The sequence below is a fragment of the Streptomyces sp. NBC_00310 genome, assembly GCF_036208085.1.
Lineage (GTDB): Bacteria > Actinomycetota > Actinomycetes > Streptomycetales > Streptomycetaceae > Streptomyces.
Genome location: NZ_CP130714.1, coordinates 8,392,267 through 8,405,845, shown reverse-complemented (window position 1 = coordinate 8,405,845; position 13,579 = coordinate 8,392,267). Strand labels below are relative to the sequence as shown.

General features: G+C 72.4%; 7 protein-coding genes. All 7 read right to left on the bottom strand.

The window, feature by feature from the left end; all coding sequences use genetic code 11:
• Positions 1 to 19: 19 nt before the first annotated feature.
• Positions 20 to 1,882 (bottom strand): polyprenyl diphosphate synthase, encoded by a 1,863-nt coding sequence (gene uppS, locus OG202_RS36805; protein WP_328224198.1) that lies wholly within the window; start codon positions 1,880 to 1,882, stop codon positions 20 to 22.
• Positions 1,883 to 2,194: 312 nt separating this feature from the next.
• A complete protein-coding gene (locus OG202_RS36800) occupies positions 2,195 to 4,771 on the bottom strand; it encodes a polynucleotide kinase-phosphatase (protein ID WP_328224197.1) in 2,577 nt (858 codons plus the stop codon).
• Complete coding sequence (locus OG202_RS36795) at positions 4,768 to 6,249, bottom strand: 3' terminal RNA ribose 2'-O-methyltransferase Hen1 (RefSeq protein ID WP_328224196.1); 1,482 nt, start codon at positions 6,247 to 6,249, stop codon at positions 4,768 to 4,770. The genes OG202_RS36800 and OG202_RS36795 overlap by 4 nt, the downstream gene beginning before the upstream one ends.
• A 166-nt stretch (positions 6,250 to 6,415) precedes the next feature.
• The gene (locus OG202_RS36790; protein WP_327727430.1) at positions 6,416 to 9,277 is read right to left on the bottom strand and encodes an esterase-like activity of phytase family protein; all 2,862 of its coding nucleotides are present in this window, start codon (positions 9,275 to 9,277) and stop codon (positions 6,416 to 6,418) included.
• A 119-nt stretch (positions 9,278 to 9,396) separates the two neighbouring features.
• A complete protein-coding gene (locus OG202_RS36785; RefSeq protein WP_326575944.1) occupies positions 9,397 to 10,332 on the bottom strand; it encodes an ABC transporter permease in 936 nt (311 codons plus the stop codon).
• Positions 10,329 to 11,495: an ABC transporter permease gene (locus OG202_RS36780; protein WP_326575946.1), complete on the bottom strand. Its 1,167-nt coding sequence runs from the start codon at positions 11,493 to 11,495 to the stop codon at positions 10,329 to 10,331. The genes OG202_RS36785 and OG202_RS36780 overlap by 4 nt, the downstream gene beginning before the upstream one ends.
• A complete protein-coding gene (locus OG202_RS36775; protein ID WP_327727431.1) occupies positions 11,492 to 13,564 on the bottom strand; it encodes an ABC transporter ATP-binding protein in 2,073 nt (690 codons plus the stop codon). The genes OG202_RS36780 and OG202_RS36775 overlap by 4 nt, the downstream gene beginning before the upstream one ends.
• Positions 13,565 to 13,579 lie beyond the last annotated feature (15 nt).

The window sequence follows — 13,579 nt, the reverse complement described above, 5'->3', positions numbered from 1 at the left end:
GAGCTCTGAAGCGGCTCCGTCACTCGGCCCCGTCGGCAGACGTGGGTACCGACGCCGCGCCCTTGCGGCGCTTGCGGTGGGTGTAGGCGACCACCGCCTCCCACAGGTCTCGGCGGTCCACGTCGGGCCAGGGCTGGTCGGTGAAGTGGAGTTCGGCGTAGTGGGCGTGCCAGGGGAGGAAGTTGGAGGTGCGGATCTCGCCGCTGGTGCGCCAGAGGAGGTCGACGTCGGGCATGGCGTGGTGGGGCAGATGCGCGGCGAAGAGCTGCTCGGAGACCCTGGCAGGGTCGACCTCGCCGGCCAGCGCGGCACGGGCCAACGCCGCGCCCGCCTGGGCGAGTTCGGCCCGGCCGCCGTAGTTGACGCAGACGTTGAGGGTGAGGCCGGTGCGGTTGCGGGTGGCGTGCTCCTGGGCGCGCAGGACCTCCACCACGTCGTCCGGGAGTCCGTCGGGGGAACCCACCCAGCGCAGGCGTACGTCGTGGTCCAGCAGTTCGCCGTCGAGGAGTTCCGCGCGCATGATCGCGAAGAGTTTGGAGACCTCGTCGGGCGACCGCTTCCAGTTCTCGGTGGAGAAGGCGTAGACGGTCAGATGGGCGAGGCCGATCTCCAGTGCGCCCTGGACGACGTCGCGCAACGCGACCGCCCCGGCGCGGTGGCCCTCGTCGCGGGGCAGTCCGAGCCCGGTGGCCCAGCGGCCGTTGCCGTCCATGACGATCGCCACATGCTGCGGGAGATGGGCCCCGGCTATGGCGGGCGGGCGGGCGCCGTCGCGGTGCGGGCGCGGCGGCAGCGGCGGTTCGGCGATCCGTGTGGTGTGCCGCTCGGGGCCCGCGAGCAGGTCCGCCGCGGTGGCGTCGGCCCGGTCGTCGGTGGACGAAGTCCCGTTCGCGCGGGCCCCCGCCGTCCTCGCCGTATCGATGGCCGCGTCCCTGCCGGGCGGCAGCGTCAGCCGCCACACCACGGCGGCCCGTGCCCGGGCGGGGCCGAGGATCCGCCACTCGGTGTGCCGGGGGACGCGTACCGGGCGGTGCAGGACGGCCGATCCGGCCCGGAGAATCGCGTCCAGCTCCGCGCCGAACAGTTCGACGGCGGTGTCGAGCACGATGGCGGGGCCCAGCGGCAGCGTGTCGCGCAGCGCCCGACGGGCGCTCTCCAGCCATTCCCGGGCCTGGCCGGCGAGGTGGGAGACCAGCTGCCGGACGGCGGGGGTCCACTCGCGTGAGATCAGTTCGGCCGGGGTGACGTGGAAGCGGTCGAGGACCTCGGCGGGGAACCACACGTGTCCGCCGTCGAGGTCCTCGGGGAGGTCGCGGAGCATGTCGGTGAGGAACAGGCCGTCCACGAAACGGGTGAAGCCCGGAAGGTCGCGCAGCCGTACGGGTACGGGCAGTCCGCTGCGGACCAGCATCCGCATCAGCTGCTCGGGCCAACTGACGTTCTGGGCGTGGGCACGCTCCCGCCACTCCTGCCAGGTCGCGACGCCCTCGCGGTCCTCGTCCCGCTGCACCGCGTCCAGGGCGCCGAGCAGGTCACCGAGGTCGAGCCCCCAGTGCCACACCGAATCGGTCAGCGCGAGCCTGACCGGGTCGTCGCTGGTGCCGCTGCCCAGGTCGGCCTCCAGCGCGGCCCGCCACTCCTGAAGCCGCCGGGCGCGCTCCTTCGGGGTGCCCTCGGTGGAGTCGAGCAGATCGTCGGCGGAGGCGAGGGCGGCGTACAGGGCCCAGCAGGCGGGGCGCACCGGCGGGGGCATGAGCTGCATCAGGGCGTACTCGGTGGGCCGGGTCGTGCGGACCAGGCGGCGGCACTCGTCGTACGCGGCGTCGAGTGCCGATCGCTCTCGCCCGGACCGCGTGACGGACCGCGTGGTGGTGCGACGCATGGGGAACCCCACATACCTTCGAACGGGACCGATGGGACCGACTCGGGTGACAGCGATCGCCTGCGATTGGCTGCGATCGCTGTCTCCCCGAGCACCGCCGGAACCTCTCGAACGCGGAACGCGGCCACGCCTGCCTGCGACATTATCAGCCGCATTGTCACCTCACGGGCGCGGGTCCGCCCGTCACGGACGGGTCGTCATCCGTGACGGAATCCGTGCAGGAATCCATGCAGGAATTCGTGCAGGAATTCGTGCAGGAATCCGTCACGGAATCCGTCACGGACACGCGGTCATCCGTGACGGACGAGGGCCTCACAGCCGGGGGTCCACCGGCTCCGACTCCAGGGCCAGCACCCCGAACACCGCCTCGTGCACCCGCCACAGCGGCTCCCCCTCGGCGAGCCGGTCCAGGGCCTCCAGGCCCAGGGCGTACTCGCGGATGGCGAGGGACCGCTTGTGGTTGAGGAACCTGCCGCGCAGCCGGGCGAGGTTCTCGGGGCGGGTGTAGTCCGGACCGTAGATGATCCGCAGGTACTCCCGGCCCCGGCACTTGATGCCCGGCTGGACCAGCCGTCCCTTGTCGCTTCGTACGACCGCTCCGACCGGCTTGACGACCATGCCCTCGCCGCCCCGGCCGGTCATCTCCAGCCACCAGTCGATCCCGGCCCGCACCGAGGCCTCGTCGGCGGTGTCGACGAAGAGGCGCCGGGTGGTCTGCAGCAGCCCACTGACGTCGAACTCGACCAGCCGGTCGATGAGGGCCAGCTGCTCGTCGTGAGGGAGCGCGGCGAGGCTGCGGCCCTGGACGGCGAGGATCTGGAAGGGGGCGAGCCGCACGCCGTCCAGGCCCTGCGTCGGCCAGCAGTAGCGCCGGTACGCGTCGGTGAACGCGGCCGCGTCGGCGGCCCGCTCACGCTGCTTGCCCAGCAGCTCGCCCACGTCCACACCACGGGCCGCCGCGGCCTCCAGGGCGGCGAGCGCACCCGGGAACACCGCGCCGGAGGCGGCGCCGACGGCCGCGTACTGGGTGCGCAGCAGTCCGGACGCCTTCAGCGACCACGGCATCAGCTCGGCGTCCAGCAGCACCCAGTCGGTGTCCAGTTCGTCCCACAGCCCGGCCGCCGTCATGGCCTCGCGGACCCGGTTGAGTACCAGCTCGGTGCGCGCCTCGTCGTCGAAGAACGGGCGGCCCGTGCGGGTGTAGAGGGACCCGGTGGGGCCGTCCACTCCGAACCGCTCGCGGGCCGCGGCCGCGTCACGGCAGATCAGGGCGACGGCCCGCGAACCCATGTGCTTCTCCTCGCACACGACCCGCGCGACCCCGTCCTCCTTGTACTGCGCGAACGCCTCCGCCGGGTGCTCCAGGTAGCCATCCATGTGCGAGGTGGCCGTGGGAGCCATGGTGGGCGGCAGGTACGGCAACAGGCGCGGGTCGACCGCGAAGCGGCTCATGACCTCCAGGGCGGCGGCCGCGTTCTCCTCGCGGACCGAGACCCGGCCCGCGTGCCGGGTCTCGACGACCCGACGGCCGTGCACGTCCGCCAGCGCCAGCGGCCGGCCCTCGTGCCCGCCGGGTGCCTCCGTGGCCAGCGGCCTGGCCGGTTCGTACCAGACCCGCTCCGCCGGTACCTCGACCAGTTCGCGCTCCGGCCAGCGCAGCGCGGTGAGCTTGCCGCCGAAGACGGCGCCCGTGTCGAGGCAGATGGTGTTGTTCAGCCAGGTGGCGGTGGGCACCGGGGTGTGGCCGTAGACGACCGCCGCGCGGCCCCGGTAGTCCTCCGCCCACGGGTAGCGCACCGGCAGCCCGAACTCGTCGGTCTCGCCGGTGGTGTCCCCGTAGAGCGCGTGGCTGCGCACCCGGCCCGACGTACGGCCGTGGTACTTCTCCGGCAGACCCGCGTGACAGACGACCAGCCGGCCGCCGTCGAGGACGTAGTGGCTGACGAGCCCGTCGATGAACTCCCGTACCTCCTTCTTGAACTCCTCGCTCTCGCCCTCCATCTGCTCGATGGTCTCGGCGAGTCCGTGCGTGTGCTGGACGTTGCGGCCCTTGAGGTAACGGCCGTACTTGTTCTCGTGGTTGCCGGGTACGCAGAGCGCGCTGCCCGAGCCGACCATGGACATCACGCGGCGCAGCACGCCCGGGCTGTCCGGGCCCCGGTCGACGAGGTCACCGACGAAGACGGCCGTACGGCCCTCCGGGTGCACGCCGTCGACGTAGCCCAACTTGCCGAGCAGGGACTCCAGTTCGCTCGCGCAGCCGTGGATGTCGCCGACGATGTCGAACGGGCCGGTGAGGTGGGTGAGGTCGTTGAAGCGCTTCTCGGTGACGATCGTGGCGTTCTCGACGTCCTCCACACCGCGCAGGATGTGCACCTTGCGGAAGCCCTCGCGCTCCAAATGCCGCAGGGAGCGGCGGAGTTCGCGGGTGTGGCGCTGGATGACGCGGCGCGGCATGTCGGCGCGGTCGGTGCGGGCCGCGTTGCGCTCGGCGCACACCTCCTCCGGTACGTCGAGCACGATGGCGATGGGCAGCACGTCGTGCCGGCGCGCCAGTTCGATCAGCTGCTTGCGCGACTCCTGCTGCACGCTGGTCGCGTCGACGACCGTCCGGCGGCCTGCCGCGAGGCGCTTGCCCGCGATGTAGTGCAGGACGTCGAAGGCGTCCTTCGTCGCGCTCTGGTCGTTCTCGTCGTCGGAGACCAGGCCCCGGCAGAAGTCGGACGAGATGATCTCGGTGGACTTGAAGTGCCTGCGGGCGAACGTCGACTTGCCGGAGCCGGACGCGCCGATCAGCACCACGAGGGAGAGGTCGGTGACGGGCAGGGTGCGCCCCCCGGTGGTCTGCCGGGTGTTCTGCTGCGTGTTCTGCCGGGTGTTCTCGCTCATGCTGCCGTCGCCTCCTTCTCGCTGGTGTTGCGCTGCTTGAACACGGCCATCTGCGTCGGCGGCCCCACCTCCGGGTCGTCGGGTCCGACGGGCACGAAGGCGACGTCGTAGCCGTGCCGTTCGGACACCGTGGTCGCCCAGGAGCGGAACTCCTCCCGGGTCCACTCGAAGCGGTGGTCGCCGTGGCGGACGTGGCCGGCGGGGAGGGTCTCCCAGCGGACGTTGTACTCGACGTTCGGGGTGGTCACGACGACGGTCCGGGGGCGGGCCGAGCCGAACACGGCGTACTCCAGGGCGGGCAGCCGGGGCAGGTCGAGGTGCTCGATGACCTCGGAGAGCACGGCGGCGTCGTAGCCCTTGAGCCGGTTGTCGGTGTAGGCGAGGGAACTCTGGAAGAGCTGGACGCGGGAGGCCTGGCGCTCGCCCATCCGGTCGAGCTTGAGGCGTCGGGAGGCGATGGTGAGCGCGCGCATCGACACGTCCGTACCGACGATCTCGGTGAACCGGACGTCCTTGAGCAGCGCCTGCACCAACTGGCCCTGTCCGCAGCCGAGGTCGAGGACCCGCGCGGCGCCGGACTCGTGGAGCGCGGCGATGATCGCGTCCCGGCGCCGCACGGCGAGCGGCGTCGCCTTCTCCTCGCCCCCGGCCTCGCCGTCCGCGGCCTCCTCGACGGCGTTGTCGATCGCCTCGACCTCGCTGTCGTCGGCCTCGGCCAGCCGTACGAGTTCCAGGCGCTCCATGGCCTGCCGGGTCAGCGACCAGCGGCGGGAGAGGTACCGGCTGGTGATCAGCTTGTGCTCCGGGTGGGCCGGGAGCCAGCCCTCGCCCGCGCGCAGCAGCTTGTCGACCTCGTCGGACGACACCCAGTAGTGCTTGGTGTCGTCGAGGACCGGAAGCAGGACGTACAGGTGGCGCAGCGCCTCGGCCAGGGTCAGCGACTCCGACTCCAGCACGAGGTGTACGTAGCGGGAGGCGCCCCATTCCGGGAACTCGGTGTCCAGCGCCACCGCCTCGGCGGTGACCGTCCAGCCGAGCGGCTCGAACAGCTTGACGACGAGGTCGGGGCCGCCGCGTGCGGGCAGCGCCGGTATCTCGACGCGCAGCGGGCGCACCTGCTCCGGGAGTTCGGGCCGGGCCTTGCAGTGCCCGCGCACCGCGCTGGAGAAGACGTCGTTCAGCGCGACGGCGAGCAGCGAGGAGGCCGCGTACGGGCGGTCGTTGACGTACTGCGCGAGCGCCGCGTCCGGTGCGCCGCCACGGCCCTTGCCCTTGCCGCTCCGGACCAGCGCCACCGCGTCGACCTCCAGCAGCAGCGCGGCCGTGCACCGCCCGGCGTCCGCCTCGGGGTAGAGGACGTGCGCCTTGCCGTAGGAGGTGGAGAACGCCTGCGATTTGTCGGGATGCTTGTGCAGCAGGAAGCCGAGATCGGTCGCGGGGCGCTCGGGCGTACCGGTGGTACTGATCGTCAGGAACACGGTGGGGTGCCTCGTGGTGGGTGTCTGAGCTGCGGAGATCTGCGCATCGTCCTCTTCGGCGCGCGTCCCCAACGTACAGCCCGGGCCCGGGAGGCACCCCGGCATTTTCGGTACGCCGCCGTGGCCGACGGCAGGTTCGTCGGCCACGGCGGCGCCCGGTGCCGCGTCAGGGCAGTTCGGTCACCCGGTCCGTCCCCGGCGGCCCCACCGGGCTCCGGGCCGTGAGGTAGTCCGTCAGCGCGGTGATGTCGTCACCGCCTCCGACCGTGTTCCCGCCCTCGGCGAAGGTGGTGAAGCCGTCGCCGCCCGCGGCGAGGAAGGTGTTGGCGGTCACGCGGTAGGTGGTGTCCGGCTTCAGGGTCTCGCCGTCGAGCTTGATCGATGACGGGTCGATACGGTCGCCGACCGGAGCGCTGCGGGAGAAGGAGTAGGTCAGGCCCTTGGAGACGCCCAGCATCAGGGTCGGTGCGCGGGTGCCGGAGTCGTTGAACTGTTCCTCCAGGATCTTCTCGATCTGTGCTCCGGTGAGGTCGACCGAGACCAGGGACCCGGCGAAGGGCTGTACGGCGAAGGCCTCGGCGTAGGTGATCTCGCCCGGTGCCTCGCCGCCCGTCGAGGAGGCGTGGACGAGGTCCGCCCGTACGCCGCCGGGGTTCATCAACGCGATCTGGGCGCCGCCCCGTTCGGGTGCCGAGGTGGCCGCGAGCTGGGCGTCGGCGACCAGGTTCGCGAGGTCCGACTCGGCGTCGCGGGTCTCGGAGCGGGTGATGTCGGCGGTGACGCTGCCGACGACACGGTTGGCGAGGGGGGCGGAGAGGGCCTTCCACTTGTCGATGACGGCCGTCTGGTCGGCGTCCTTGGCGCCCGTGCGGGTCACCAGGTGGTTCATCGCGGCGACCTGGTCGCGTACGACGTCACCGGTACGACGGTCCACCGGGAGTCGCGTCTCGGTGACGACGCGGCCGAAGGACGAGGCCGAGGTGACCGTGCGGGGGTTGCCGGCCGGGTCGGGCAGGGAGCAGATGTACGGCTGGTGGGTGTGGCCGGTGACGACGGCGTCGATCGCCGGGTCCAGGTGCTTCGCGATGTCGACGATCGGCCCGGAGATGCCGTCGCACTGCCCGTACGAGCCGGCCTGGACGCCGCCCTCGTGCAGCAGGACGACGATCGCCTCGACGCCCTGGCGGCGGAGCTTGCGGGCGGCGGCGTCGGCGGTCTCGACCTCGTCGGTGAAGCGTACGGACTTGATGCCGGACTGGCCGGTGACCTCGGGGGTGCCCTCCAGGGTCATGCCGATGAAGCCGACCTCGACGCCGTCGACCTTCTTGACCCAGGTGGGCGCGAGGAGCGGCTTGCCGGTGGTGCGGTCGAGGACGTTGGCCGCGAGCCACGGGAACGCGGAGCCGTCGTACGGCTCGCCGTCGAGGTAGCAGCCGTCCTCGGGGTGGCAGCCGCCGTGCTGGATGCGCAGCAGTTCCTCGGTGCCCTCGTCGAACTCGTGGTTGCCGACGCTCGTGACGTCCAGGTGCAGCTTCTCCATGGACTCCACGGTCGGTTCGTCGTGGAAGAGGCCGGAGAGGAACGGGCTGGCGCCTATGACGTCACCCGCGGCGACGGTCAGCGAGGCGTCGGTGCCCTCGCGGAGCTGCTTGAGCCGGGCCGCCAGGTACTCGGCGCCGCCGACCGGCGTGGACTTCGCGTCCAGTTTGGAGCCGAGGTTGGCGTCACGCCCGGTGGGCGGCTCCAGGTTGCCGTGGAAGTCGTTGAAGGAGAGCAGTTGGACGTCGACCGTGGACGGTTGCTTCGGCGCGGTGGGGAAACCGCCGGTCAGCAGCCCGGGGCGGACGGACAGCAGGTGGAACTTGGTGACGCTGCCGTTGAAGCCGAAGTTGTCGTCGGCGACGAGGACGAGTGTGCGGGAGCCGTCGGGCAGGGTCGGGCCCCAGGTGATGCCCTCGACGTTGTCGGCGTCCGTGCCGGAGAGGGTGAAGTCGTAGAGCAGTGTCTTCGGCATGGGCTTCTCGGAGCCGGTCAGGGCCTGCTTGCCGCTGATGTCGGTCGCGCCGCGCGTGGTGGTCCAGTACAGGCGGATCGCGAAGCCGACGCCGGAGGCGAAGGACCGCTCGACGGTGAGGTAGTCGGTCTTGTTGATCGCGAGGATCTCGGAGACTCCTCGGTCCGCCGCGTACGTGCCGACGGGGGCGGGCAGCGGGGCGGTGGGCGCGGCGGAGATCGGGTCGACCTCGTAGACGTGCTCGGCCTCCGCCTCGCCGGTACGGCGGTCCGCCACCAGCAGCCGGGAGGGGCTCTTGGCGGTCAGTCCGGCCGCCGGGCCGTCCTGGACGAGCGCGTTCTCGGTGATCGTGACGACCTTGCGGCCGTCCGGGGAGAGGGTCAGCCCCTCCAGGGCCTGGTTGTTGCGGACCCCGGCGGTGAGCGTGCCCGACTCCGAGCGGACCGGGGCGTACGCCTTCGGCAGCGGGAGTTGGCGTACGTACGCGCCGGACGCGGACGTCTCACGGACGAACGCCGGCTGTCCGGAGGCCGAGGCGCCCTCGCTGGTCCACAGCAGTCCCTCGCCGTCCGGGTTCCAGCGGATCGCCTCCGGGTCGACGGCCTTGGCGGCGAAGGGTTCGCCGGTCGTGTCGTCGAGGACGGTCAGGGTGTCGAGGGTGGGCTTGTCTTCAGCGAACTCCTCGCCCTTGAGCGGCAGTTGGAGCGAGTAGAAGCGGGCCTTGCCGTTCTCCGAGCGGTCGTCGCTGAGGGCCGCGTAGGTGTGGGTCTTCGGGTCGTAGTCGATGCCGGACAGCCCGCCGAAGGGCATGCCGAGTTCGGTGGTGCCGGCGGGGACGGTGAGCGTGTCGAGGAGGGTGATGCCGTGCTGCGTCTTCTTCTGGGCGCTGTCCGCCGCGGGGGCCGCGTCCGCCGCGAAGCCGCCGGCGAAGGCGAGGCCTCCGAGGAGGGCGGAGGCGGTGAGGCCGGCGAGCGCCAGGTGGCCGCGGCGGACTCGCCGTCGGTGTCGGGGCATGGGTGGGTGTCCCTTCCGGGAGAGGGTGAGGGTGAGGGTGGGTTTCCGGGCAGGCCGGAGGAACGGGCGGTCCGACCACCGTGCGCGCGCGGGCCGTCGGACCTCGTCGAGGGGTGGGCTCAGAGGGAGGCCGGAGCCACCTCCCCCACGCCCCGCCGCTTCCTGCGCCACGCGTACAGCGCGAGGGCGAGGAGCGTCATGGCGTACGGGATGGTCGACACCAGCTGGGGTGGTACGTCGAGGGTGCCGAGCTGTACGGCCAGGGCCTCGGCGGCGCCGAAGCCGAGGGCGGCGAGGAAGACGCCCCAGGGGCGCAGTCCGCCGAGGAACACCGCGGCGAGGGCGATGTAGCCCCGGCCGGCGGTCATGTCCCGGACGAAGAAGGAGACGTAGCCCATGCTGAGGAAGACCCCGGCCAGGCCGGCGAGGGCACCGCTGAGGGCGAGCCCGGCGTACTGGACGCGCCGTACCGCGATGCCGACCGAGGCGGCGGCGTCCGGCATCTCGCCGACCGCGCGGAGGTGGAAGCCGAAGCGGGTGCGGTAGAAGAGCCAGGCGACGAAGGGGGCGGCGAGGAAGGCCAGCCAGGTGACGATGTTCTGGCCGCTCAGGACCTCGCCGACCACCGGGATGCTCTCGATGCCGGGCAGGGTGATCGTCGGCAGGGTGCCGCTCTTGAGACCGGAGGTGCCGCCCTTGTCGCCGAGGAGGGTGAAGACGGCGTAGGCGGTGCCGCCGGAGGCGAGCAGGTTGAGGCCGATGCCGGCGATGATCGCGTCGGCGCCCAGCTCCAGCCGGAGCGCGGCGAGCAGCAGGCCGAGCAGGACGGCCACGGCGACCCCGGCCAGGGCGCCGGCGGCGACCGATCCGCTGTAGCCGGCGACCAGCGCGCCCGTGCAGGCGGCGCTCAGCATCTGGCCCTCCAGGGCGATGTTGCTGATGCCGGCGCGTTCGGCGACGAGGCCGCCCATGGCCGCGAGCAGGTAGGGGGTCGCGACGCGCAGGACGGCCGCGAGGAAGGCGCTGCTGAGGATGACGTCGAGGACGGCGTTCATCGTGCACCCGCCTTCGCGCGCGGGGTGCCGGACTGCTTGCGCGAGGTGTCGGCCTGCCTGCGGGCGAGGCGCCGCTTGAGGAGGTCGGGGAGAGCCTGGGCGGTGACCAGCAGCACGATGACCGCCTGGATCACGACCACGATCTCCGTGCCCACGTCCGTCTGCTGTTCCATGATGTCTCCCCCGGCGCGCAGGTAGGAGTAGAAGAGGCCGGCGACCACGACGACCAGCGGGTTGTTCCGGGCGAGCAGCGCCACCACGATCCCCTCGAAGGCGAGGCTCCCGGCGAGCCCGGGTTCCAGGCGTCCGTACACGCCCTGCACGAGGTGCGCTCCGGCCAGCCCCGCGACCGCCCCGCCGATGACGAAGCTCCACTCGATGGCGCGCGGCACCCGGATACCGCCGTACTCGGCGAAGTGCGCGTTCGAGCCGGTCATCCTGATGCGATAGCCGAGCGGGGTGCGGGTGATGAGCAGCCACAGCGCGACGGCGGTGAGCAGCATCAGCGGGAAGCCGACGTTCGCGCGGCCGAAGGGGATGCCGAGCCATTCGGTGAGCGGGGTGAGCGCGGAGTCCGGCTGGATGCGCTCCGAGTGGACGGCGCTGCTGCCCGGCTCCTTCAGGGGGCCGTTGACCAGGTAGTCGAAGACGCGGACGACGATGGCGTTGAGCATCAGCGTCGCCACGATCTCGTTGGCGCCGAGCCGGGCCTTCATCGATCCCGGTACGAAGCCCATGCCGGCCCCGGCCGTCGCCGCGGCGACCAGCGGGACGATCACGGCGGCCACCGGCGGCAGCGGCAGGAAGACCGCGACCGTGGCCGCCGCCAGCGCGCCCGCGTACAGCTGGCTCTCGGCGCCCAGGCTGATCTGCCGGGCCCGGAAGGGGATGGCCACCGACAGGCCGAGCAGCGTGAGCGTGGTGGCGTCCTCCAGCCAGCGGCCGACGCGGAAGGAGCGCTCCAACGGGCCGGTGAGCAGGGCCTCGTACGCCCGTACCGGGTCCTTGCCGGTGGCGAGGATGACGAGGAAGCCGATGGCGAGCGCGGCCAGGATGGTCGCCAGGGTCATGCCGAGGTCGACGGCGAGGCCGCGGCGCCGGGTGGCCTTGTACTCCCGGCGGTCCTCGCTCTCGATGAGGGTGGTCGGAGGGCTGGTGGTCATTCGGCGGTCGCCTTCCCGGAGTCGCCGGAATCGTCGTCGTCCGGATCGGTGGTGGGGCCGGCGTCGGCGGGCGGGCCGGGGGCTGGGGCCGGATCGGGCGCGTCCTGCGGACCGGGCGCGGGGGCCGGCCCGGCCGTAGGGCCGGTGTCGACGTGCGGGCCGGGCGCGGACTCCGAATCGGCCGCAGGACCGGCATCAACATCCCGGCCAGACGCCGACTCCGGACCGGACGCAGGACCGGCATCAACATCCCGGCCAGACGCCGACTCCGGACCGGACGCAGGACCGACACCGACATCCCGCCCAGACGCCGACTCCGAACCGGCCGCAGGACCGGCACCGACATCCCGCCCAGACGCCGACTCCGAACCGGACGCAGGGGCCGGACCGGGCGTGGGAGTCGGGCCCGGTGTGGGGGCGGTGTCGGCCATGGGGGCGGTGTCGGCCATCGGGGCCGCTCCTGTCGCGCCACCGGCACCAGGCGCACCAGTCGCAGGCGCCGCGCCCTTCAGCCCCGCTGCCAGTCGGCCACGGTCGTGCTGCTCGACCCCGAGCATGTACAGGCCGACCTGTTTCTCCGTGAGGCCGCCCGTGTCGTCGAAGCGGCCGACGAGGCGGCCGTCCTTGAGGACGAGCAACCGGTCGGAGAGGGCGAGGAGTTCGGTGAGGTCGGCGGAGATGAGCAGGACGGCGGCGCCCTCGTCCCGGGCGGCGACGAGACGCTCGTACATGAAGCGCATGGCGCCGATGTCCACCCCGCGCGTGACCTGGGAGGCGATCAACAGCCTTGGTCCGGCGGAGAGTTCGCGGGCGACGACGACCTTCTGCAGGTTGCCGCCGGACAGCGCCCGGACGGGGACGGACGCGTCGGGGGTGCGGATCGCGTAGTCCTCGATGAGCCGCTCGGCGTGGGCGCGTACGGCTGCCGGGCGCAGGACGCCCCGGCGGGCGAGGGGCGGGCGGTCGTGCCGGTCGACGACGAGGTTGTCGGCGATGGACTCGTCCAGGGCTGCCCCGTCGTGGAGGCGGTCCTCCGGGACGTAGCCGATGCCGGCCCGGCGGTGGCCGGCGACGTCCAGCCGGGCGGTGTCGGTGTCGCCGACGTGTACGGTGCCCGCGCTCGGCCGCCGCAACCCGGCCAGGATCTCGGCGAGTTCGGTCTGCCCGTTGCCCTCGATGCCGGCCACGCCGACGATCTCGCCGGCCGCGACGTCGAAGTCGAGTCCGCGCAGGGACCGGCCGGTCGGGGTGTCGTAGTCCAGTCCGCGCACCCGCAGCGTGGTCGCGGCGCGCCGCGCGGGGGCCCGGGCCACGTCGAGGGACATCTCGCGGCCGACCATCATCGCGGCCAGGGAACGCTCGGTGGTGTCGGCGGTGGTGACGGTCCCGACGAGCGCGCCGGCGCGCATCACGCTCACCCTGTCGCTGATCTCCCGTACCTCGCGCAGCTTGTGGGAGATGAACAGGACGGTCATCCCGCCGTCGCGCAGGCGTCGTACGGCGGCGAACAGGTCCTCCGTCTCCTGCGGGGTGAGGACGGCGGTCGGCTCGTCCAGGATCAGCACCCCGGCGCGGCGGTGGAGGGCCTTGAGGATCTCGGCGCGCTGACGCATGCCGACCGACACCTCGTCGATGCGGGCCAGCGGGTCGACGGCGAGTCCGGCCTCCTCGGCGAGGCGGGCGGTGGCCTCGACGGCCGCCTTGGCGTCGACCAGACCCCGGCGGCCGGGCTCGACGCCGAGGACGACGTTCTGGGCGACCGTGAAGGACGGCACCAGCATCAGGTTCTGGTGGACCATGCCCACGCCCAGCGCGATCGCGGAGGCCGGGCCGCGCAGCACGCGGGGCCGGCCGCCGATCAGGATCTCGCCGGACGTGGGCTGCTCCAGGCCGTAGAACAGCTTCATCAGCGTGGACTTGCCGGCACCGTTCTCGCCGACGACCGCGCGGATCTCACCGGCCGGTACGTCGAGGTCGACGCCGCGGACCGCGCGCACGCCGTTGGCGTACGTCTTGGTGACCGCGCGGGTGGCGACGACGGGCCCGGCCGGGTCCCATGACTCGTTCATCTCAAGGCCGTTCGG

What these genes read in the sequence shown, in the direction of transcription:
- uppS (WP_328224198.1), bottom strand. Translation starts at nt 1,882, where the DNA reads ATGCGTCGCACCACCACGCGGTCCGTCACGCGGTCCGGGCGAGAGCGA.
- OG202_RS36800 (WP_328224197.1), bottom strand. Translation starts at nt 4,771, where the DNA reads ATGAGCGAGAACACCCGGCAGAACACGCAGCAGAACACCCGGCAGACC.
- OG202_RS36790 (WP_327727430.1), bottom strand. Translation starts at nt 9,277, where the DNA reads ATGCCCCGACACCGACGGCGAGTCCGCCGCGGCCACCTGGCGCTCGCC.
- OG202_RS36785 (WP_326575944.1), bottom strand. Translation starts at nt 10,332, where the DNA reads ATGAACGCCGTCCTCGACGTCATCCTCAGCAGCGCCTTCCTCGCGGCC.
- OG202_RS36780 (WP_326575946.1), bottom strand. Translation starts at nt 11,495, where the DNA reads ATGACCACCAGCCCTCCGACCACCCTCATCGAGAGCGAGGACCGCCGG.
- OG202_RS36775 (WP_327727431.1), bottom strand. Translation starts at nt 13,564, where the DNA reads ATGAACGAGTCATGGGACCCGGCCGGGCCCGTCGTCGCCACCCGCGCG.